Source organism: Candidatus Hydrogenedentota bacterium (assembly GCA_018005585.1).
In the GTDB taxonomy this organism is placed as follows: domain Bacteria; phylum Hydrogenedentota; class Hydrogenedentia; order Hydrogenedentales; family JAGMZX01; genus JAGMZX01.
Window position 1 is genome coordinate 1 of sequence record JAGMZX010000097.1, and the last position, 22,192, is coordinate 22,192.

Consider the following 22,192-nt stretch of genomic DNA (forward strand, 5'->3'; position numbering starts at 1 on the left):
GCGATACTGAAGATGCGCATAAGCGCCAGTTGATAGGCGATGCCCACCGCGCTGATAAGAAAGATCGCGGCGTACAACATGGTTTCCTTGCCCGTGTCCGCGTGATGCCGCCGAGAACAGACGCCGGCCGGCGCCGGGCCTATTCCTTGCCCCGCGTCAACGGGACAAACTGGACCGGCATCTCGCTGCGCTGCACCACGGAGCCGTCCTCGCGCTTCTCTATGAGCAGAAGCTGCTGCACCTGGAATGGCGGCCCCACCGGTATCGCCATGCGCCCGCCGGGCTTGAGTTGCTCGACGAGCGGCGGCGGAATATGGCTCGCGGCGGCGGTTACGATGATCGCGTCGAACGGCCCATGCTCTTTCCAGCCGTGATAGCCGTCGCCCACCGTTACATGGACATTCTTGTAGCCCACGCGTTCGAGGCGTTCCGCGGCCTGCTCGCCGAGTTCCGCCACGATTTCGATCGTGTAGACCTCTTTCACAAGTTCGGCCAGCACCGCCGCCTGATAGCCTGACCCCGTGCCGATCTCGAGGACCACGTCGTCCCCTTCCGGCTGCAACATCTCCGTCATATAGGCGACAATGTACGGCTGCGAGATCGTCTGGCCGTAGCCGATGGGCAGGGGCCGGTCGGAATAGGCCGCGTGGACGGAAGCGTCGGGCACGAATGCGTGGCGCGGCACGGTGCGCATCGCTTCAAGCACACGCCTATCGCGTACGGCGGTGCGGCTCCACGGCGCGTCCTCGCCGATCTGCTTTCGCACCATCTCTTCGCGCTCGGCGCGATAGGCGGCGTTGGCGTCTGGGGGATCGGCGGCGGGCGCATACACGTTTGAGAAAGCGCACAAGGCTGCGACAACGGCTGCTATTGCATGTTCCGGTTTACGCATCACGCTGCATCCTCGCCACCATCACACCACCACGCGCGCGAATTGTCAACCCCGGAAATACGACGACACGACCTCGTCTACGGCTGTTCGACGAGTCCCGCGTAGACGGCTGCGCGCACGTTTCGCGGCGCAAACGGCTCAAGCACAATGGCGTTCTGCCCGGCTTGCAGGTGCGCGGTCACGTCGAGGCGCAGCGGGCGCCCAATAAACCCACCCACGTACGCGCCGTTGAACGTCACGCGCGCGGCGGCCTCCGGGGCGACGCCATCCAATTCGAGAAATACGCGGCTTGCGGTCCGGTCCACCGAAGCGGGCAATTCCACGTGACCGTAGAACGGGTCGCCTTTCACGGGGCTGAGCGTGAGCATCGCGCCGCCAGGCCGGCCCCAAGGGCCTCCGCCAAAGGGTGCAACGGCTATGGCATCGGCCCAAGCGCTGTCGTCGAACCCCGTGTTCAGCCAGCCCTCCGGTTCTTCGGCGGCCACCTTCCAGGTCGTGTCTACTGGGACAATCAGCGGGTCGCCCTGCTCAAACCCTACGAGGAGCACGCCCAGCACGCCGGCGGGGTTCGGGGCTTCGCCTCCATTCTCCGCGCGCAAACCGAGCACGTTGTCTCCCTCGCGCAGGTGCGCGGCGACGTCAATCTCGAGCGGCGCCTGCCAGCCACGGCCCGCGTCATTACCCGCAGCCGCGCCGTTGACAATCAGCGTCATCGAATTGTCCACCGCGCCGCGAAACAGGGCGGTGGTTACCTTCTGTCCCGCTGGCAGCACAATCACCTTACGGAAACACCGCACGCACGGCGCCACGTTCAGGCCGTCCCCCGCCTCGGGGTGCCAGACCCAGGAAAGCCCCTCGAAAACCGCGGCCTCGCCGGTCTCGTCCTTAAGTTCCGGCTCGGGCAATTCGGGCGTGGGATCGCGCACGACGGCCAGCGTGGCCATGGGCTCCGACTGCGGGTCCAACCGCGGCGGCAAAGGCCGCGCCTCGGGCTGAAACACGAGCAGCACACTCTCATTCGGTTCGAGCGAAAGCGCGAGGTCGACGGAATCGCCGTCGCGTGTGAATGGGACCGTCGTGATTTCATTGCGCATGGCGTCCCAGCATTCCGGCACACCCGGCGCGGTGATGCGGAACCGGAACCGGCGGGGCGCGTCATTCACGTTCTGATTGGTGACAAAGAACAGGTGACGGTCCAGCTTGACCCGGTGCAGCACGTGCAGCCAGTGGTCCGTTTCGCCCTCGATCACTTCGAGGGTCGCATGCACGCCCGCGTCTCCGGCGAAGACCCGGTGCAAGTCTTCCGGCGAAGGCACCTCGGGCAGCAGATACGAACGCCCGCCCGCGTCGTTCGTCTTGCACACCCCGAGGCCGGGCTGCGCCGCATTGCCCCAGACGGCCTCGCACAGCGCCTGGATTTCCTGCGCGGTGCGGCCCAGTGTCGCCGATTTCGAGGGAAGGAAACCGTATCCCACGACGATACCGCCCGCGTCAAAGAAGGCTTTTGCCTTCTCGAGCGCGCCCGCCGGGATGACCTCGACGGGCGGCACGATGAGAATGCGGTAGCTTTCTTCGCGCAGGCGCAACGCGTTGCCGTCGACGGTCGCGTCCATTTCGAGCACTTCATAGGGCATCCAGTCGCAATCGTAGAGCGCGTCCTGGAGCGCCTCGCTCATGTATTCCGGCCGGACCGATTCTCCGGCGTGGTAGCTGCCGCCGAGAAACAGCAGCGCCACGGGGCATACGTGCCGGCCGCCCGTCAGCATCACGCTCAAGCGGCTCGTATAGTCGGCGAACACGCGATACAGCGGCCACCGCGGCTCGAAACCGTTGTTGTAGAAGTAGGGCGGGCAGTCCGTGTCGTACGGCGACCGGGGATTGAACGAATGGGGAATCAGGAAACTCACGCCGCTGACGTGCATGTGGTCGGTCCACCACTTCATTTCGGGATAGGTCAGGTCCTGTCCGCGCGCGCCGAAAATCTCGACCATCGCGATGTCGTCCTTCTTGCCGTACATGTGCGATATCGAGCTGCCGAGTTTCGGCGTTTGCCAGCAGGGCGCGTCGTGGGCGACCCGCTTGCCCATCGCGAACTGCGCGAACACCGCGTCGATCCCGCCGAAGTCCGTGTATTTCATGACCTGAAACATGTTGCCCGCGCAAAGGTCCGGGTTCAGGTAGCAGTCCCGATGTTCAAGGAAATGCCCGATCGAGACCACGCCGTGCTCGCGGCACCACTGCGAGATGCCGCCGTACATGGTCCTGCCCCAGGCTTCCGCCAGTGCATCCTGATACTGGTATTTCGCGGCGGCCTGTTCCTCGCCCGCAAGCCCGGCCTTCCACGCGACCAGCGCCTTTTTCCAGTCCGCGCCCCGTTCCGCAAGCACCGGAAACACCTCGGTGCCCCAATCGCCGTGCGTCTCCGGTTCATCGAAGAAGAACCCCGCGATGTCCTTGCCGAAATCGTCCGGGAACCGGTCGTAATGCGGCTGATACACCGTCCGAAGATACCAGTCCACGCAGTCGCGGCTCGCGCCATCGACAACGATGCGGCCCCGGCTCGGCGCCCAGGAGAAGCCCATGACGCGCCAGTTCCCCGCAGGCGCCTCCCAAGTCAGCTTGCCGTCCACGACGGCGCCGGTGAGATCGGCCAGGCTGCTGCCGTCGATTCCCGCGTCCGTGACGAGGCCCGCCAGAGTCGCAACGTGGTTCTCGCTGACCCAATCCGCTTCCGCGAGTTGCGCGGGCCCGGTCACGTCGACAGTCTTCATGACGAGGCGTTTGCAGCCGTATTCCGGCGGGACCTTGCCGCCAACCTCGCCGCTCGGCCACCATTTCTCGTCGAAAATCCACATTTTCAGGCCGTGTTGCTTGGCCGCTTCGAGGCAGATGGCCAGGTCGCGCCACCAGCCCTCGCCGAGCCAGTCGCTGTGGGGCCGCGATTCCGTCGTGAAACAGCCATTGCCGCCCTCGGCAACCTTGCCGACGTACATCTCGAGCAGTTCCTTGCTCTCGTCGCCGTGCAGCCAGAACAGCGGTCCGGTAAGCCGCCGCGCCTCCACTGGCAACTCGCGGAATTGTTTCTCGAGTGTCTCGAAGGTCATTTCATCGGCGATGGCGCCGATCGAGACAGGGAAAAGGGGAATCACCATAAGCAAGACCCGGACTACGTGCGATTTCACGGGAAGCATCCTCCATACAGCCCGCGCTTGCGCCGGCGCGCATTTGCGGGGCTTCCATCAATGCAATATGGTACCAACCCGGCGCGCTCGATACCAAGCGCGCGAAAAGGCAAAAATCGGGTCCCGCCAGCGGTGGCTCCGCTGTTCCCGTGGCGATTGCGCGCTTGCCCGTTGTGCCCGAGCCTGCGCCCGGCCGGCAGATCACCCCATCAGGTCCGCGGCGCGTTTATAGCTGGGCGCGAGGGCGCGGTAGGCCGCCTGGAACTCGGGGAACCAGCGGTCGTAGACCCGCGCGTTCTCCTCGTTGACGGGGCACTCGTCCACGACGCGAATGATGGCATCACAGGCTTGTTCGACGGACGCATACATGCCCGTGGCGACTGCCGCGAGGATGGCGGCGCCGTAGCTCGGGCCTTCGTCGACGTTTATCGTGCAGAACGGGACCCGGTGCGTGTCAGCCATGATCTGGCGCCAGAGCGGGCTGCGCGCGCCGCCGCCGGATGCGCGCACTTGCGTGGCGGGCACGCCCATCTCGCGGATGATTTCGAGGCTGTCGCGCATGCCGTACGCGACGCCTTCGAGCACCGCGCGGGCCATGTAGGCCTTGGTATGGCGCAGGGACAAACCGATAAACGCGCCGCGCGCGAAGGGGTCCTTGTGCGGGGTGCGCTCGCCGCTGAGATAGGGCAGGAACAGCAGGCCCTCCGCACCCACGGGCGCGCGCGCGGCCTCAGCCGTGATGTATTCGTAGGGGTCTCTGGCGGTTTCGAGCGCAACGGCGCGTTCGAGGGCGCACAGCGTGTTCCGGAACCATTGCAGCGAGCCGCCCGCGCTGAGCATGACGCCCATGACGTGCCATTTGCCGGGCACGGCGTGGCAGAAGGTATGCACGCGTCCCCGCGGGTCCATGGTCACTTGGTCCGCAAAGGCAAAGGTGACGCCGCTTGTGCCCAGGGTCGATGAGATGACGCCGGGCCGCACGATGCCGCAGCCTACGCCGCCCGCGGCCTGGTCGCCGCCACCAGCGACCACGGGGATGCCCGCGGGCAGGCCGGTCTTGGCGGCCGATTCGGCGGAAAGCCTGCCCGTAATCTCGGGGCCTTCGTAGGCCGCCGGCAGGAAGGCAACGTCGATGTCCAGCAAGGACAACAATTCCCTGTGCCAGGAGCGGTTTTTGACATCGAAGAGCAGGGTGCCCGAAGCGTCGGCCACGTCCGTCGCGAACTCGCCCGTCAAGACGAGGCGGATGTAGTCCTTGGGCAGCAGGACCTTGGCCACTCTCTCGTAGTGTTGCGGCTCGTTTTCACGCAGCCAGAGTATCTTTGGCGCGGTGAAACCGGTCAATGCCGGATTCGACACCATTTCGATGAGCCGCCGCTCGCCCACCTTCGCCGTGATGTCGCCGCACTGTTTCGCCGTGCGCTGGTCGCACCAGAGGATCGCCGGGCGCAGCACCTCGTTCTTCGCGTCGAGAAAAACGGAGCCGTGCATCTGGCCCGTCAGGCCGAGCCCCTTTACCTCCTCCGTATCGATGCGCGCAGAAAGCTGCGACAATGCCTCGATGGCGGCGCGTTTCCAGGCTGCCGGGTCCTGTTCCGCCCAGCCGGGTCTCGGGCTGTGCAGCGAATATTCGACGGTAGCCGAAGCCAGCAGTCTGCCGGCCTCGTTCATGGCGATGGCTTTGGTGCCGCTCGTTCCGACGTCCAGGCCCAGCACGATGCTCATGTGCAGTCTCCTTCCCGCACCGCTCCCGCGTTGCCGCATGCGGGCAGCATATCCGAGGGGTACGGCCGGAATCCATGCCGCGGGAACCGCGGTGGGAAATGCGAACCGGAGGAACGGGCCGGAAGCGCCGCGGCTACAGCGCGGCGAGGTCTTCCTGGGGCGCGCCGCCGAGTTCGAGGTAGCGCCGGTAGCTGGCCCGGGCGCCGTCCAGATTCTCCAGTCCGGCGTAGCCGCGCGCGAGATAGAGGTGGACCGGCGGCACGCTTCCGAGAAACGGGGCGGCCTCCTGCAACAGCGACACGACCTTCTCAAACTCGCGCCAGCGCAGCCAGAGCGGGCATTGCAGTTCGATCAGCTCCTGCAGGTAGTACTGCGCGTTGCAGTTGCGCGGGTCGATCCGCAGCGAAGCGAGAAACTGCCGCGCCGCTTCCGGGCCGATGTTCAGCCCGCCATAGTACTCGCGCAGTCCGGCGAAGTCTTGTTTGCGCGACTGGTGGCGCCGTTCCAGGGCTGCCAAGGCTTCGAAGGGAGGCAGCCGGTCTTCGCGCATCGCGCGCGCCGGGTTTTCGACAAGGCCTTCGAGCAACGCCAGCGATTCGGCCACGGTGGACTGATGCAGCACCTTGGGCGCCTCGAATTCCGCCCACGGCCGGTCATCGGTCATGACACGGCCGCCGCGGCAGAAGGCGTCGACGCCGCTCTTGCTCATAACGAACGAGGCCAGCACCTCCTCAAGGTCACAGAGGCGCGCGTCCGCGAGCGCCTGCTGCACTTCGGGTCTTTCCAATCTCGCCTTCGCCTTTTCGTAGTCGAGATAGAGCGGCTGATTGGAGCCGATCAGAAACAGGTCGGCATTGACGAAAAAGGCGCAGTACTCGGGAAACGCCGTTGTGAACGTATAGGTCAGGGAACGCACGACCTCGGGGTTCAGGCTGTGCAGGGGCACCCATTGCGAAACGAGGCCGCCGGGGCGCAGCCGGCGGAGGCACAACTCGTAATATTCGCGCGTGTAGAACGCGGACACACCCGCCACGGCGGGCGGCATGGGCTCAAACGTGATTACGTCGTATTCGCGCGCAGCCGTGAGCAGGAAATTGCGCCCGTCGTCGATCTGGAACCGCACCTTGGGGCTTTCCAGCACGTTCAGGTTGTCCACGGCGAAATAAGGCGCGGCTTCGAGCACGTCAGGCGCAATTTCGACCGCGTCGATGCCACTGAAATCGCCGAGCGCCAGCGTGCCCGCCGTAATGCCGGAACCAAAGCACATGAACAGCACATCGCGCGGGTCGCGGTCGAACAGGAGGGGCAACACGCCTTGCAGCCGGTTCATGCGCACGCCTTTCTCAATAGAAGCGGTCGCCTGCACCCGGTTGATCCACAGGACGCGGTTAGCGCCCCCGGTCTCGTCTTCCGGTTCGCTTACCGCGACGACGCCCTCGACGCCCTCCCGATAGAACAAGACCCTGTGGTCCGCGGGGATATAGCCCACGCTGAGCGCGCGGCTCACGTCACCGGGCAGTGACGCCCACGCGGCCACGAGCAGCGGCGCGAGAATGAGCAGCAGCACCGCCCAGCGGTGCCGTGCGGAAGTCTCAGGGCATGCGCGCATCAGGTAGACGCCGCCCGCGACCAGCACGGCGGCCAGCAGCAGCACGCTGTCGTGCGCGCCAAGCAACGGCAACAGCAGGAACCCGCCCGCGACCGCGCCGAGCACGCCGCCGATGGTGTTGGCTGCGTACACGCGGCCTACGTCGCGGCCCAGGCTGGCGCGCACCCCGCCCAGCGCCTTCACCGCGAGCGGAAACACCATGCCGGAGAGAAACGTGGGCACAAACAGCACCATGAACGAGAGCCGGAATTCCCCGGCAACCAGACGGACCCAGTCCTGCCCGCCGGTCCGTTGGAACGCAAACACGCGGTCGGGCAAGGACGCGAACCAGCTCAGCGAAAAGCAACAAGCCACGCCCAGCAGCGCCACGATGCCGCCCAGCAGCGCGACGCGCCGGCCCATGCGGTCCACGAAGAACGACACGGCGAGACTTCCGAACGCAATGCCGCACAGGAGCGTGGTCAGCATGGCCGAGTAGGCGTAGGTTGTGCCGAGAAACACGAGTACGAGCAGGCGTGTCCAGACGACTTCGAGCGCGAGCATGGCGAAGCCGACCAGGCCGGCTACCGCGGCGATCTTGCGCGCGGGCGCGCTTCCGGAGGCGTCCTCCGGAGGCACTTGCGCCTCGACCCCGTTGTCCGCGCGCGTACGAGACAGAAGGCCAAAGACGACGGCGCCGAATCCGATGACGAGGTTCGCGGCGGCGCCGGCCAGCGTGGTGGTCATGTAGCCGAACGCGGGCAACAGTACAAATCCCGCGAGGAAACAGCCCACAACCGCGCCAAAGGTGTTGACGCTGTAGAGCAGCCCGATGCGCCGGCCCAGCACCACCCTTTCGTGATTGACGAATCGCGCCAGCAGCGGCAACGTGGCGCCCATAAGGAACACCGGCACGAACAGAAGCGCCGCGGACAACAGCGCGCGCAGGGCGGCGCCGGCAAGGGGCGTGCCTTGAAACAACCGCAACAGCGGCACGGCGGCCGACTCGACCGGGCCCGCGGCAAGCAAGAACAGGACCGCCCACGCGCCGATGATGATTTCGAACAGACCGTACAGGACAAGATGGCGTTCGGTGCGGTCCGCGAGCCGCCCCCCCCACGCGCTGCCCAGCCCCAGGCCGAGGAAATAGACCGAGAGCACCGTGCTCACGGCGTGCGCCGTGGCGCCGAGCACCAGCACGAGCTTGCGCGTCCAGACAACCTGATAAACAAGGCCGCATGCGCCGGAGACAAAGAAGAACGACAACACGCCCCCCAGCAGCACGATCGCCGAGAGCGAGCTTCTCGCGCGGCGCGGCGTCTGACAAGTCTCTTCCGTGTCCATGCGCAACCCTTCGTTTCTCGCGATAGTACCGGGCCGGGGCGGTGCGTGTCCAAGCCATGTGCATTCGTGCCGTATTCCCGGTCCGCCTTTTCTTTGCACGTCATGGCGGGTAGAATATTGCACACGCAATCCGGGGATGAGCCAACATGTTGCGCGGGTATGTCGTTCGAGAATCCGACGGACTTCGCGTGCCGGTGGGCGTGTCGTTGATCATCGGCCGCACGGGAGAGTGCGGACTGGTGATCGACGACAGCGCCGCGTCGCGCCGCCATATCGAAGTGTGCGCGCGCAAGGACTCTTTCGTCTGGAAAGACTTGGGCAGCACGAACGGGACGCTGGTCAACGGCGCGCGCATGCTCGCCGGGGAACTGAACCACGGAGACCGCATACAGATAGGCGAGACGGTGCTGCGCTTCGAGGCTGAACAGGCGCCGGAAGAACCGTTGGCGGGCGACGACGCAACCATGTTTCGCGAGACGATCTTCGGTCTCAAAGGCGAGGTAACCACAACGCAGCGCCAGAACAAGGCCGCGGCGCTGCTGCAGGCGTTGTACACGGTCACAAACCAAATCTCCACCACTTACGAACTCTGCTCGCTCATCAACCGCATCCTCGAGACGACGATGCGCGCCATAAACGCGCAACACGGCGCGCTGTTTCTCGCGGATCAACAGGGCGGGCTCCTGCCGTGCCCCGTATGCGGCAATGTCCACGCCATTCGCGACGGCGCGCTGCTGCCGCGCAAGCCGGGCGAGATCAAGATCAGCGAGACGGTGGCGCGGCGCGTGCTGCGCGAAGGCGAGAGCGTCCTTTATCAGGACACGGACGCGGATGGTGAATTGAGCGCCGCGGAGAGCGTGGTGGCCCTGAACCTGCGCTCGATCCTGTGCGTGCCGCTGCGCGCGAAGTCCGGTATTCTGGGCGTGCTCTATATCGACTCCAACCGGCCCAATCAGTCGTACACGGAAGACGATATGCTGCTGGCAACGTCGGTGGGCGCGAGCGCGGGCCTGGCCATCGAGAACGCGCGCATGCACCAGCAGATGCTCGAGAAGCAGCGCATCGAACAGGAGATCGCCACGGCATGGCGCATCCAGCAAGGCTTCCTCTTCAAGGATTGGCCCGCGAACGACCCGCGATTCCAGGTGTATGGAGACATGCGGCCCGCGAAGACGGTAGGCGGCGACTTCTATGATTTCGTGCGGCCCGACGAGCACACGGTGGGGCTGCTCATCGGCGATGTGAGCGGCAAGGGCGTGCCCGCCGCGCTCTCGATGGCGCAATTGCTCGCCGACTTCCGGTTGCGCGCGCGGGAAGCGCTTTCGCCCGCGGCGGTGTTGTGCGCGCTGAACGACGACCTCGTCGACCGGATGCAGTCCGGCATGTTTTGCACGGTCAGCTACTTCTTGCTCGACCTGCGCACGGGCATAGCGACCTGCGCCAACGCCGGCCACCTGCCCGCGCTGCGCGTGCGCAAGTCCGGCGCTGAGTTCTTCGCGAGCGCGTCAGGCGTGCCCGCTGGCATTCTGCCCGGTACTTCCTGGGAGGACGAACACATCCAGATTGACGCCGGCGACGCGATTCTGCTGTATACCGACGGCATCGCCGAGGCGCGCCGCACTCTGGAAGGCGACGGCGGCGCGCCGAAGACGGGGCCTGTGGGGGAATATGTGCCGGAACGCATCGCCCACATCGCGCACGAGACCCGCGGCAAACCGCCGCGCGACATGATCGAGGCGATTATGCAGGACGTGCTCGCGTTTTGCGCGCCCGGGGCGCCGCATGACGATTGCACCATGATTTCGGTAAGATACCTCGGCCATGCGTAACGAAATCCGAGTTGAACTCGCATCGGACGCGCGATTGCTGGGGTGCATTCGCAGCCTGGTCCGCGCCTACGCGGCGGGGTTGGGTTTTCCAGAAGACCGGGTCCGCGAAATCGTGCTGGCCGTGGATGAGGCGTGCGCAAACGCCATCCGGCATTCGTATGCGGGCCGGAACGACGGCACGGTGGCGCTGGCACTGAAATCAGGCGACGAGTGGATGGAACTCGAATTGACCGACAACGGGACGCCCGCGCCTTCCGAGCGGGTAACGCGGCGCGAACTGGAGCGGCCCACGCCGGACACGGCGCGGCCCGGCGGCCTGGGCGTTCAACTGATCTATGAGGTTTTCGACGAGGCCGTGTTCACGCCCGGCGCGACGCGCGGCAACCGTGTTATCATGCGCTCGCGGCGGCCTTAACGGGAGGGTTTCCGAATGGCGTTGGAGTTACAGACCGCGGAGGCGGGCGGCCGGTGCGTGATTCACGTCACGGGCGAGGTCGACCTGTACGCATCCCCGGAGTTGCGCGCGGCGATCCTGAAGGCGGTGTCTGGCTCGGGCGACGGCGTTGCGGTGGACCTGAGCCAGGTCGCTTACATGGATTCCTCCGGCGTGGCAACGCTGGTCGAGGGTCTGAAATCGGCCGGGCAGAAGAAGGTCGCCTTCTCCCTGCTGGCGCCGTCGCAGGCCGTGTTGAAAGTGCTGCAATTGTCACGACTGGATTCCGTGTTCGACATTCGGGAGTCGCTGTAGGGAAGACCATGAGTGCCATCTTGGGATATCCGGGCCGCATTGCCCTCGACGCGCTGCACGCGGGCGGAATGGTCTGCGTGCTGGTGGTCGACACGCTGAACTGGCTTCTCGTGCAGCCCCTGCGCGGAAAAGGCCTGCGCGTGCGCAGCGTCATCGAGCACTTCGTCGAGTTCGGCGTGCGCTCGATGCCGATTGTAGGCCTTATCTGTTTCCTCGTGGGCGTGATTATCGCGATGCAATCGGCGTACACGCTTGAAAAATGGGGCGCGACGAAATTCATCGCCAACCTGGTGGGCATCTCGGCGCTGCGCGAATTGGCGCCCCTGATGACGGCGGTCCTGATCACGGGCCGGTGCGGTTCCGCGATCACCGCGGAAATCGGCACGATGAAAGTGGCCGAGGAGATTGACGCGCTGCACGTGATGGGTCTCAACCCGACGAAATTCCTCATTGTCCCGAAGTTTTTGGCCATGCTGCTGGCCGTGCCCTGCGTCACCGTGCTCGCCATGTTCATCATGATTCTCGGCGGATTCCTGCTCTCGTGCAGTCCGCTCGTCGGCGTGGACCCCGTGATCTATTACGAGCAGACGGCGAATGCGCTGGTGGCCAAGGACATGGTCACGGGCTTGGTGAAGAGTGTTTTCTTCGGGATCACGATCTGTTGGGTGGGCATTTACCGGGGTTTTCAGGTGGAAGGCGGCGCGGAAGGCGTGGGCCGCAAGACCACCTCGTCCGTGGTCACCTCCATCTTTCTGATTATTCTGCTCGATTTGGTGTGGACAACCTTGTTCTATTTCGCGTGACATGGCGGCAAACAACGATAACGAAGCCATCATCGAAGTGCGTGACCTCGTCGTCAAGTACGGCGACCGCACCGTTCTGGACGGTATCAATTTCCGGGTGCGGCGCGGCGAGATATTCGTGATTCTCGGCGGCAGCGGCTGCGGCAAAAGCACGCTGTTGCGGAATCTGGTCGGGCTGATGCGCCCGTACGCGGGACAGATCCTGTTCAACGGCCGGGATTTCACCGCGATGAGCGACGAGGAGCGCACGGAAATCCGCAAGCGCATGGGCATGTGCTTCCAGGGTTCGGCGCTGTTCGGGTCCATGTCCGTCGGCGATAACGTGGCGCTGGCGCTGCGCGAACATACGCGGCTTGAGGAGTCCACCATCGAGATCATGACGAAGATCAAGCTGGAACTGGTGGGACTGGGCGGGTTCGCGGACTTCCTGCCCGCGGAATTGAGCGGCGGCATGAAGAAACGCGCTGGCATCGCCCGCGCGATGGCCATGGACCCGGAGATCATCTTCTACGACGAGCCTTCCGCGGGGCTGGACCCGATCGTGGCGGCGGGGCTGGACGCGCTGATTCGCAAGATGCAGCACACGTTCGGCCTGACCAGCGTGGTGGTTACGCATGAGATGGAAAGCGTGAAACAGATTGCGGACACGGTGTGCATGCTTGAACGCGGGCGCATCGTCGGACTTGGCGCGCTGCAGGAATTGCGGGAACTCGATCACCCCTACGTGCAACAGTTCTTCGCGCGGCGCGCGGCCGATGAATCGCAGATTGACAGCGCGGAATACCTGCGCTCGCTGACAGGCCTGGAGTAACGGAACAGAGGAACGGTACCCATGCCGGCTAAGAAACAGAATTTTGCGGCCACGGAGATCAAGGCGGGGCTCTTCGTCCTGGTGAGCGTGGCCGTGCTGGTTGCGTTTATCGTCGTCATCATGAAGATCAACCTGGCGCCGCCGGAAGTAAAGCGCTATCACACGTTCTTCAACGGCACGCTCGGCCTCAACAAGAACGCCGAGGTGCGCTTCGGCGGGGTGCGCGTCGGCCGCGTGACCGATATCCGCTATGCGGTTGCGGATGACACAGGCCGGACAATCATGGCGGCGAAGGAAGCCGAGGCGGAGGAGCGGCTGATCCGCGTGGACTTCGAGGTGTTGACGGACGTGCCGGTAAACGCCGACAGCGAGGCTTCGGTGCAGCAGACCACCTTTACCGCCGAAAGGCATCTCGAAGTGAGCACCGGCACGCCCGGCGCCGCGCCGCTCGAGGAAGACGCGTGCCTCACCTCGCTGAATCAGGCCTACGGCTTCATTCAACTGCCCGATACGGCGTCCGTGCTAAGCGAGGTCGAGAAGCTGCTGGGCGACCTGCGCGACCTGATCGGCGTGGAAGACGCGAACCAGGTCCCGCCGGGCGATGAAACGGCACCGGCGAAGGAGCAATTCCAGGTGACCCGGATTGCGGCGACGATCAAGAACCTGCTGGAAGACCTGGACGCGTTCCTGGGCGTGGACGAGGCCTTGCAGAAAGAGGAAGCCGGAGAGGAATTCATCCGCCTTACGAACATCACCGCGACGGTGAAGGGCACGCTCGAATACCTGCAGGGCGGCTTGCTCGAGGAAGAGCGCATCGCCGGCGTGCTCGATGAGGCCCAGAAACTGCTGGACCAGTTGAACGGCGTCCTGGCGGAGAACCGCGGGCCAATCAACACCGCGCTGACGGATGTCAGCCAGATCACCGGCGACGCGGCGAAAATCGTCGATGACCTCACGCCGCGCCTGACGGAAATCGTGGAGACGTTGCAGAGCCTGCTCCGAAACGCGGACGGGTTGTCCGGCAACGCCCGCGATTTCCTCGAGGATAATCGGCCCGCGCTTGAAGATATGCTGGCGGACTTGAGCGAAACGATCGGATATCTTAAGACGTTTGCCCGCACGATGGCGGAACAGCCTCAGGCCGTCATTCGCGGCAAGGAACCGGAAGGCCGGAAGAACTAGGAGCAGCCACGATGCGGATACTCGGAGTTGCTGGTGTAGTACTGGTCGCGGCAGGGTGTGTTTCCGCGCCGAAACTCGCCTATCACACCCTCGATCTCGCCGCGGCGTCCCCTTCGCAGGCGTCCGCCGTGAACGTGGTCGTGGACCAGATCCGCGCCGCGGAGCCACTGCGGCGCAATGAAATCCTGATCAAGAAGAGCCCCACGGAGATCGAGTATTACGCGACGCACCAATGGGCGGCGAGCCTCTCGGAACTGGTCACGCAGAAGCTCGGCGCCGAATTCGGCCCGCGCGACCCCGAGAAAGACACCATCTTGGTTTACGGTACGCTCTTGGCGTTCGAACAGGTGGACACGCCGGAAGGCGCGAAGGTGCACGTGCGCCTGGACGTGCAGTTTCGCCCCGAAGGCGCGGGCCGCTATGAAGAACCGGCGCTCGAAGCGGTGTACGAAAACGCGCTGCAGCAGGAATCAAGCGTTGCCGCGCAGGGCGCATCGATCGACGAGACCGTGCGCGCCGTCGTGCGCGCACTGTCGGACCGGATCGGCGCGCTGGCGGCGAATATCCGTGCGGACGCCGCACGGGCACAGGAACTGGTGTCGAAAGCCAAGGAATCCGGTCCGGATTCCTGAACCGAGGGGAACCGCCGGCTTGTGACTGGCGTTGATGCCAAAGACGACCATCTCAGCGATTACGAGCGGGCCATCTGCTACTACGCCCTGCCCCGCATGGTCAACCCCATCACCCTCGGGATCATCGTCGCCTACGCGGTTTGCGTATGCGAGGCTTTGGCAGCGCTGGTCTACGGAGTCCTTTCACAGAACCCCGTCTGGGTCGAGTGGGGCGCCTGGGCGCTGGCCGGGATCATGGTCCTGGGCATCGTCGTGTTCATGGGCCGCGCCTTTCTCAACGACCTCCGCCAGCGCAGGCTCCTCGCCGCCGCGCGCGGCGTGCCCGACGCGATGGGCGACCTCCGCGACATGCCCGACCCCTTCGCCGGGCATCTCTTGCTGAAGCACCCGCGTTCGGCCCGGGGCGTCCTCCTCGAATGCCACGCCGGCGAGACGGTCACGCGCTACACGCTGGAGCAAACGCCGGGCGCCCGCTCCTGGGATATCACGGCCACGGACGGCACATCGGTCTGCCGCGTGGTCACAGTGAGCGGACCGCCGAGTTTCATGCTCAGTGTCGGCATTCCGCGCCGCTTGCGCGTGTATCGCGGCGAGGCTCCAATAGCCGAAATCGTGCAACGGTTCTCCTTTTCCGCGCCCCAAGTGGAAATCCGCTGTCAGGACCCTCCCGGCCGCGAATACCACATCCGCGGCCAGAGCGTGTTCGCCGGCGCCGGCATGGTGGGGCGTATCTATGAACTGCGCGGTTCGGTCTACCTGGATATCCGGCGCGAGGCGCTGCACGACGCGCTGCTCGGCTTTTTTGCTACGCTTGGGTAGACTAACACAGTAGTCTATTGACAAACACGGGGGAAATGCGTATTATTGGGCTTAACATTGAAACAAGCGGCTTGGAGTACGGAAATGAGTGTTAAGGCACATTATCGCGTGTTCATGTTGCTGGCCAGCCTGCTGGCCGCCGCTACGGCGGGGGCGGACGTGACATTCAGCGAGGGACACTGGCGCCTGGAGCTGTCCGGCGGGGCGGGCATTCATTCCGGCAGCACGGACCGGCAGGGCAACACGCTGGTGACCGGGTCGGTCGAGTATGAGTTTCCGGCGACCGCGCGCACCACGCTCGGCCTGCGCCTGCTCCCGCTCCTGATCTACGATCAGGACGACTACGCAACGGCAGTCGGCGGCGGAATCGGGCTGAGCGGGCGGCTGTACCAGCACGCGCAGGAGTATCGCGGCTGGTTCGGCGAACTGGAGGCGAGCGCAGTGGGCCACGACGGCAAGATCCGCGGTAACAGCGCCAGCGTGAATTTCCTCACCGGCGTGGGTGTCGGTTACAAGTTCAAGAGCAACTGGCACGCCACGCTCCGCTACGAACACATCTCAAACGCCGGGCTGGGCAAAAACAACGCCGGCGCCAACTCGATCGGCCTCGCCTTCGGATATACCTTCTAGCAGCAGACAACGGGGATTCCAGGACCGCGCGTGGTATACTGCACCCTCTTGCCGGACATCCATAGACAAACCGCAGGTTTATCAGGAACCGGGAGAGCGCGCGTTCTTGTCTTCATTGGATTGTTTGAAGAGCCATGAAGTTCATGTACCTATTGGTCAAACTGGATGACCCAGCCCAGCGGCACATGCTGAAGATAGCCATAGCCGGCGCGGCGATTGTGCTCGCCGCGTTCTGGTGGCTCGTCAAGCGAGGCACGATTCGTGGCGTATTCCGGGTGATTTTCGACGTGCTGCTCGTCGCCGTGGCGGGCGCGGCGGTCTTCGCGTATTTCGAGTTCGGCTGGCTGCGTTACGGCCAGTACATGAACCCGCATGATGTTTACCACTACTACATGGGCGCGAAGTATTCGCAGGAACACGGGTATTTCAATCTGTACCGTTGTTCGTATATCGCGGACCGCGAAATGCGCGGCGTTTTCAAGAAGTCAGCTATCCGGAATTTGGACACGCACGGCTACGAGAGCGTGGCGCAGGTCTGGGCAAACCGGGAAAAGTGCAAGGCGGCATTCACTCCGGAACGCTGGCAGGAATTCAAGGCCGACATCCGCTATTTCCAGTCCGTCATGCCCACATACAAGTGGCAGCAGGTGCTCGGCGACAAGGGCTACAACGCCACCCCGGTCTGGAACGCATTAGCCCGTCTGCTCACGGAAATCGCCCCGACGAACAACCGGTGGGCCATGCGCTTCCTCACGTACATTGACCTGGTGCTGCTCGTGGTCATGTTTGGGTTTGTATGGGCGGCGTTCGGCTGGCGGGTAATGCTGTTCGCCATCATCTTCCATGGCACGAACTACTTCATGGCGTTCGTCCATATCAAGGGCGCCTTCATGCGCCTCGACTGGGTTGCGGGACTGGTTATCGGCCTTTGCCTGCTGAAACTGCGGTGGTACAAGACCGCGGGCGGCGTGCTCGCGTACGCGGGCATGGCGCGCGTGTTTCCCGTCATCTTCGTATTCGGCATTGGCGTAAAAGCGCTGTTCAATGGACTTGCCTGGCTGCGCGACCGCATCTTCCGCCGCCCGAACGGTGTAGCGCTCAGCACTGCGTATCTGGGTTTTTTCATCGCCTTCGGCGCGGTGCTGATACTGCTTGTCGCTGCGTCCGCGTGGTATGACGGCGGGTTTCAGCTCTGGGGCAATTTCGCAAAGAAGATTGCGGTCCATAATAACGACATCTCAACAACCCGCGCCGGCTTCAAGTACATTTTCTTGTGGAACGATGCGAACAAGGGCGTGGCCTTCCAGCAGCAGCAGACACTGTGGCGGGTCATCATGGGCGTCGTGCTCCTGGCCACCGCATTTCTCACGCGCAAGCTGGAAGATTACGAGACGTTGCCGCTCGGGTTCATTCCCGTGTTCTTTCTTGCCGCGCCTACCTTCTATTACTACGTAATGCTGCTGGTCCCGCTGTTTCTCTTCCTCCCAAAGACCGAGCGTTTGCCCCGGGTGTTCGGCGTCATGCTGATGTTCGGCGTGTCCATTGCCGCGTATGCGACCGGTTTCCGTTATGAACACAACTTCACCTTCTTTTATATTTGCTCCTGGATGCTCCTGAGCCTGTGCGCGTACATCGCCCTGACGGCCCTGTTGCCGGTTCCGGTGGCGGCAGCAACACCAGCTGCCACGCCCGAACTTGCGCCCCCGGCCCGGCGGCGAGCCCCGTGGCGGCCGCTGGCCTCTTTCGGCGGCGGCCTTTTTGCGGCGGCGGCCGTCGGTGTGGCCGCGCTTGCCGCCATAACGCAACTACAGAAGCCGCAGGTTCCGGCCGGCCCGGCGATCAAGCAGGGCGCCAGCCAACGCACGCTGGTTTTTGTTGGAGACGTCATGCTGTCGCGCAACGTCGCGCGCCGGGTCGCGCAGCAGGGCGGGGATTTCACCTATCCGTTTCAGAGGGTCGCGCCGTATCTGCAGCAAGCGGACTTGGCGTTCTGCAACATGGAATGCCCCGTTTCGGGCAGAGGCGCGCGCGTCGAGAAACAGTATACGTTCAATGCCCCGCCGGAGGCAGTGGCCGGTCCTGTTTTTGCGGGCTTCGATGTGGTTTCTCTGGCGAACAATCACATCCTGGATTTCGGCCCCGCGGCCTTGGAAGACACGGTGCGACTCCTGGAATCGCGCCGCATTCAAACGGTGGGATTGACGGAGCGCGATGCGCCTCAGAAACCCGTGATCGTTGATTTGAGCGGATTGCGGGTCGGCTTCCTGGCGTATTGCGACCCGGAGACGCCATATGCGTTTGCCAAAGAGTACGAAGTCTTCGAGACACGTCCGGCCAAGGCCACCCGAGATGCGCTGACGCGGGACATTCCCGCGTTGAAGGGCAAGGTAGATATCGTTGTGGTCTCGATGCACTGGGGCATCGAGTATGTGCCGGAGCCGACCGAACACCAACGGGAATTGGGCCGGTACCTCATCGATCAGGGCGCGCACATCGTGGCGGGACATCACCAGCACGTCCAGCAGGAGCCCGAAGCCTACAAAGAGGGGCTCATCCTGCATGGCATGGGCAATTTCGTATTTGACCAATATTCGCGGCCCTTGACGCGGTTGAGCCGGTTGTACCGCATCGTCGTGGACAACGCTGGTCTCGTGCGCGCCGAATACCTGCCGCTCGAAATCCCGCAGAATGAGTGGCAGCCACGCCCCACCGCGCAGGCATTTGTGCCCGTCCCGCTCAAGAGACAGCCCGTGTCAGGCGCCAACACCGGCCTGAACGCACCCTGAAAAGTCGGGCGTCCTGTTACTGACGGGCTTTCACGCAACTCTTGGCTCACCGCGACAGGGGGGTTATAATTCCCTCCCGTTCGCCTCTGGGGTTATGAAGAAGTCCATCAGAAAGGTCTGGTCATGGCGCATTTTGAGCCGGAACGGCGCATTGAGCTGCAGCAGGTCCGGAATCGGCTTGAGGAAATCAAGTCGTTCGTCTACACGGATGCGCGCGGAGCGGAGCGTGTTGAGTATTGCGTGACGGGCACGGGCCGCGGCCCGGAACGGCCCCCGGAACACGGCTGGCACCCCTTTTCCATTCCGGGTTCGTGGGGCGGCCTCGACCGGACCACGTGGTTTCGCGCGCGCTTTGTCCTGCCTGCTGAATACCGGGGCCGTTGCGCCGTGGCCCTCCTCAAGATCGCCGGCCAGACGTACATCGAGGGCATCGGCCCTTCCGATGAATCCGGGGACGCGCTGGCCTTTGTCAATGGCGTGGCCACGCAGGGCATCGACCGGAATCATGAAGACATCGTCTTGACGCCCGAGGCGCGGGGCGGCGAGTGTTTCGAGATTGCGCTGGAAGCATGCCCCGGACCGCGTTTCGACGCGATGCACGTATTCCGCCGTGCCGACATGGCGGTGTTCAATCAGGGGGTATGGGATTTCTACTGGGACGCGACGGTGGCCCTGGACGTTCACGCGGAACTCGACGGGGAAAGCGCGGATGCGCGGCGCCTGCTGGACGCCGTAACGCAGGCTGTGTTCAAGGTGGATTTGCAGCACGCGGGCACACCGGCGTTTTTCGCGTCGCTTGAACATGCACGCCACTTCCTTCGCGCCCTGCTCCTGCTGTTCCGGGGCAGCCGCGGCATGGGCCAACTGGCGTTGATCGGCCATTCGCACATCGATACGGCGTGGCTGTGGCCCCTGCGCGAGACACAGCGCAAGGTCGCGCGTACGTGGTCGACCGCCCTTCGGCTGATGGAGCGCTACCCCGAGTTTATCTTCGCGGCGAGCCAGCCCGCGCTCTACGAATTCATAAAGGAGAACCACCCCGAGCTCTGGCGGCAGGTCAAGAAGCGCGTGAAGGAAGGCCGCTGGGAGCCGTGCGGGGCGTCCTACGTCGAGCAGGACAACAACATCTCGTCGGGCGAATCGCTGGTCCGCCAGTTCCTGACCGGAAACCGTTTCTATGAACGCGAATTCGGCGTGCGCTCGCGCATCGCGTGGCTGCCGGACGCGTTCGGCTTCCCCTGGACCCTGCCTCAGATACTGCGCAAGGCGCAGATCGACGCGTTTCACACGATCAAGATCTTCTGGGGCCGGTTCACGCGGTTCCCGTTTAATCTGTTTCAATGGCAAGGCGCGGACGGCACGCGCATTCCCACGTTTCTGCCCTTTGTCAACTACAACGGTAATCCGCTTCCTTCGGAATGCATCAGGCAATGGAAACATTTCGAGCAGAAAGACACCGTAGACGAGGTACCGTTCACGTTCGGCTATGGCGACGGTGGCGGCGGTCCAACCAAGGAGATGCTCGAGTATGGACGGCGGCTGGAGAACTTCGCCGGCGTGCCGCGTTGCGTGTTCAGCCGCACGCAGGATTGTTTCGACCGCGTATTGACGCGGGACACGCTTCCCGCGCTGCCGGTACACAACGGCGAGCTATACCTGGAATACCATCGAGGCTGCCAGACGACGCAGGCGCGCACGAAGCGGAACAATCGCAAATGCGAGATTCTGCTTCAGAACGCGGAATTCGCGTCGAGCATGGCCTTGCTGCACGGCGGCGCCTACGACAAACGAAGTACCGACGATGCCTGGAAGCTCGTGCTTCTGAACCAGTTCCACGACATTCTGCCGGGCTCGTCGATCGCCGAGGTGTATCACGTCGCGGAAAAAGACTACGCCCGTGCGCGGGCGCTTGCGTCGGAAGCGCGGGATGCCGCGCTGGCGCATCTCGCCGGGCGTATCGACACGAGCGGCCCCGGAACCGCCATCGTGGTGTTCAATCCGCTGTCGTGGGTGCGCGATGATGCCGTCCGCGCGGCCTGCAAGCTGCCCAGCGGACCGTTTCACGTCGTCGGGCCGGACGGCCGCGTCGCGCCGAGCCAGGTTATCGGCAAGAATGACCTGCTATTCGAGGCGCGGTCCCTGCCTCCGCTCGGGTACGCAGTCTACCACGTGGTCAAAGGCGCCGCGCGCGCGCCCGGCCGCGGCATCCTCAAGGCCGGGCCGCGCCTGCTCGAGAACAGGTTCGTGCGCGTCAAGATGGACGCTTGGGGCCGGTTCTCGAGCGTCTACGACAAGACCGAGGGCCGTGAAGTGCTCGCCCCGGGCAAGAAGGGCAACGTGTTGCAGCTATTCGACGACCGGCCGCACGGCAACGACGCCTGGGACATCGACCATAATTTCGAAAGAATCGCCTGGGAGCCGGGCAAGGCTGAAAAGATCACCGTCACGGAATGCGGCCCCGTGCGCGCCGTGGTCCGCGTTGAACGCAGAACGGAACACAGCGTCATCGTTCAGGATGTCACCCTTTACGCGCTGCTGCCGCGCATCGAGGTGAACACGCGCGCAGACTGGCGGGAAAAGCACACGCTGCTGAAGGCCGCGTTCCCGGTGGACGTGCTCAACACGCGCGCGGCGTTCCATATCCAATTCGGGACGGTCGAGCGGCCTACCCACGACAACACGGCATTCGACCGCGGACGCTTCGAGGTTCCGGCACATTACTGGGCGGACCTGTCCGAAGGCGACTATGGCGTGAGCCTGCTCAACGACTGCAAATACGGCTACGACGTGAAGGGCAACGTGCTGCGGATTTCGCTGCTGCGCGCACCGACGGACCCCGACCCGCGCGCCGACGAGGGGCGGCATGAATTCACGTACGCGCTGCTGCCGCACGCGGGCGATTGGCGCTGCGGCACGGTGCAGCAGGGCTACGAACTGAACTACCCGTGTTTTGCCGTCGCGGCTGAACCTCACGGCGGCGAACTGCCGAAGAGTTTTGCCCTTGCCGCCGTCAGTGAGGACAACGTAATCCTGGAGACTATAAAAAAAGCCGAGGACTCGGGCGCAATCATTCTGCGCGTCTATGAGGCGTACGGCCAGCGCGGCGACGCGACGATTACGCTGGCGCGCAAGCCAATCGCAGTGACGGAATGCGACCTCATGGAGGAGCACGACGTTCCGGCCGAAACGCGGGGAAGCGAAATCCGCTTCTACATCAAGCC

The 22,192-nt window shown here is 64.1% G+C and carries 15 protein-coding genes; 11 read left to right on the plus strand and 4 right to left on the minus strand.

Features of this window, described 5'->3' with window-relative positions; genetic code table 11:
- Positions 1 to 139: 139 nt before the first annotated feature.
- The 4 genes from KA184_15640 to KA184_15655 all read right to left on the minus strand — a co-directional run bounded on the left by KA184_15640 (position 140) and on the right by KA184_15655 (position 8,731).
- A complete protein-coding gene (locus KA184_15640) occupies positions 140 to 892 on the minus strand; it encodes a protein-L-isoaspartate(D-aspartate) O-methyltransferase (protein MBP8131011.1) in 753 nt (250 codons plus the stop codon).
- A gap of 77 nt (positions 893 to 969) precedes the next feature.
- Positions 970 to 4,074, minus strand: coding sequence for a hypothetical protein (locus KA184_15645; protein MBP8131012.1), 3,105 nt, complete (start codon positions 4,072 to 4,074; stop codon positions 970 to 972).
- Between the two features lie 201 nt (positions 4,075 to 4,275).
- On the minus strand, positions 4,276 to 5,799 hold the full coding sequence (gene xylB / locus KA184_15650) for a xylulokinase (protein ID MBP8131013.1): 1,524 nt from the start codon (positions 5,797 to 5,799) through the stop codon (positions 4,276 to 4,278).
- Between the two features lie 133 nt (positions 5,800 to 5,932).
- Positions 5,933 to 8,731, minus strand: coding sequence for a fused MFS/spermidine synthase (locus KA184_15655; protein MBP8131014.1), 2,799 nt, complete (start codon positions 8,729 to 8,731; stop codon positions 5,933 to 5,935).
- Positions 8,732 to 8,877: 146 nt separating this feature from the next.
- On the opposite strand from KA184_15655, the gene KA184_15660 reads away from it, so the two are divergent.
- The 11 genes from KA184_15660 to KA184_15710 all read left to right on the plus strand — a co-directional run.
- On the plus strand, positions 8,878 to 10,560 hold the full coding sequence (locus KA184_15660; GenBank protein ID MBP8131015.1) for a SpoIIE family protein phosphatase: 1,683 nt from the start codon (positions 8,878 to 8,880) through the stop codon (positions 10,558 to 10,560).
- Positions 10,553 to 10,975: an ATP-binding protein gene (locus tag KA184_15665; GenBank protein MBP8131016.1), complete on the plus strand. Its 423-nt coding sequence runs from the start codon at positions 10,553 to 10,555 to the stop codon at positions 10,973 to 10,975. Before KA184_15660 ends, KA184_15665 begins: the two co-directional genes overlap by 8 nt.
- 15 nt (positions 10,976 to 10,990) lie before the next feature.
- The gene (locus tag KA184_15670) at positions 10,991 to 11,308 is read left to right on the plus strand and encodes an STAS domain-containing protein (GenBank protein ID MBP8131017.1); all 318 of its coding nucleotides are present in this window, start codon (positions 10,991 to 10,993) and stop codon (positions 11,306 to 11,308) included.
- A gap of 8 nt (positions 11,309 to 11,316) precedes the next feature.
- On the plus strand, positions 11,317 to 12,111 hold the full coding sequence (locus KA184_15675) for an ABC transporter permease (protein ID MBP8131018.1): 795 nt from the start codon (positions 11,317 to 11,319) through the stop codon (positions 12,109 to 12,111).
- 1 nt (position 12,112) lies between these two features.
- Positions 12,113 to 12,922, plus strand: coding sequence for an ABC transporter ATP-binding protein (locus tag KA184_15680; GenBank protein ID MBP8131019.1), 810 nt, complete (start codon positions 12,113 to 12,115; stop codon positions 12,920 to 12,922).
- A 21-nt stretch (positions 12,923 to 12,943) separates the two neighbouring features.
- Positions 12,944 to 14,104: an MCE family protein gene (locus KA184_15685; GenBank protein ID MBP8131020.1), complete on the plus strand. Its 1,161-nt coding sequence runs from the start codon at positions 12,944 to 12,946 to the stop codon at positions 14,102 to 14,104.
- Positions 14,105 to 14,115: 11 nt separating this feature from the next.
- Positions 14,116 to 14,736, plus strand: a complete 621-nt coding sequence (locus KA184_15690) for a membrane integrity-associated transporter subunit PqiC (protein ID MBP8131021.1) — start codon at positions 14,116 to 14,118, stop codon at positions 14,734 to 14,736.
- Between the two features lie 21 nt (positions 14,737 to 14,757).
- Positions 14,758 to 15,555, plus strand: a complete 798-nt coding sequence (locus KA184_15695; protein MBP8131022.1) for a hypothetical protein — start codon at positions 14,758 to 14,760, stop codon at positions 15,553 to 15,555.
- 84 nt (positions 15,556 to 15,639) lie between these two features.
- On the plus strand, positions 15,640 to 16,185 hold the full coding sequence (locus KA184_15700; protein ID MBP8131023.1) for an acyloxyacyl hydrolase: 546 nt from the start codon (positions 15,640 to 15,642) through the stop codon (positions 16,183 to 16,185).
- Between the two features lie 134 nt (positions 16,186 to 16,319).
- Positions 16,320 to 18,971: a CapA family protein gene (locus KA184_15705; protein MBP8131024.1), complete on the plus strand. Its 2,652-nt coding sequence runs from the start codon at positions 16,320 to 16,322 to the stop codon at positions 18,969 to 18,971.
- Between the two features lie 123 nt (positions 18,972 to 19,094).
- On the plus strand, positions 19,095 to 22,192 hold a 3,098-nt coding region (locus KA184_15710), incomplete at its 3' end, for an alpha-mannosidase (GenBank protein MBP8131025.1).

What these genes read in the sequence shown, in the direction of transcription:
- xylB (MBP8131013.1), bottom strand. Translation starts at nt 5,799, where the DNA reads ATGAGCATCGTGCTGGGCCTGGACGTCGGAACGAGCGGCACCAAAGCC.
- KA184_15675 (MBP8131018.1), top strand. Translation starts at nt 11,317, where the DNA reads ATGAGTGCCATCTTGGGATATCCGGGCCGCATTGCCCTCGACGCGCTG.
- KA184_15705 (MBP8131024.1), top strand. Translation starts at nt 16,320, where the DNA reads ATGAAGTTCATGTACCTATTGGTCAAACTGGATGACCCAGCCCAGCGG.
- KA184_15640 (MBP8131011.1), bottom strand. Translation starts at nt 892, where the DNA reads ATGCGTAAACCGGAACATGCAATAGCAGCCGTTGTCGCAGCCTTGTGC.
- KA184_15680 (MBP8131019.1), top strand. Translation starts at nt 12,113, where the DNA reads ATGGCGGCAAACAACGATAACGAAGCCATCATCGAAGTGCGTGACCTC.
- KA184_15700 (MBP8131023.1), top strand. Translation starts at nt 15,640, where the DNA reads ATGAGTGTTAAGGCACATTATCGCGTGTTCATGTTGCTGGCCAGCCTG.
- KA184_15665 (MBP8131016.1), top strand. Translation starts at nt 10,553, where the DNA reads ATGCGTAACGAAATCCGAGTTGAACTCGCATCGGACGCGCGATTGCTG.
- KA184_15690 (MBP8131021.1), top strand. Translation starts at nt 14,116, where the DNA reads ATGCGGATACTCGGAGTTGCTGGTGTAGTACTGGTCGCGGCAGGGTGT.
- KA184_15685 (MBP8131020.1), top strand. Translation starts at nt 12,944, where the DNA reads ATGCCGGCTAAGAAACAGAATTTTGCGGCCACGGAGATCAAGGCGGGG.
- KA184_15655 (MBP8131014.1), bottom strand. Translation starts at nt 8,731, where the DNA reads ATGGACACGGAAGAGACTTGTCAGACGCCGCGCCGCGCGAGAAGCTCG.
- KA184_15660 (MBP8131015.1), top strand. Translation starts at nt 8,878, where the DNA reads ATGTTGCGCGGGTATGTCGTTCGAGAATCCGACGGACTTCGCGTGCCG.
- KA184_15670 (MBP8131017.1), top strand. Translation starts at nt 10,991, where the DNA reads ATGGCGTTGGAGTTACAGACCGCGGAGGCGGGCGGCCGGTGCGTGATT.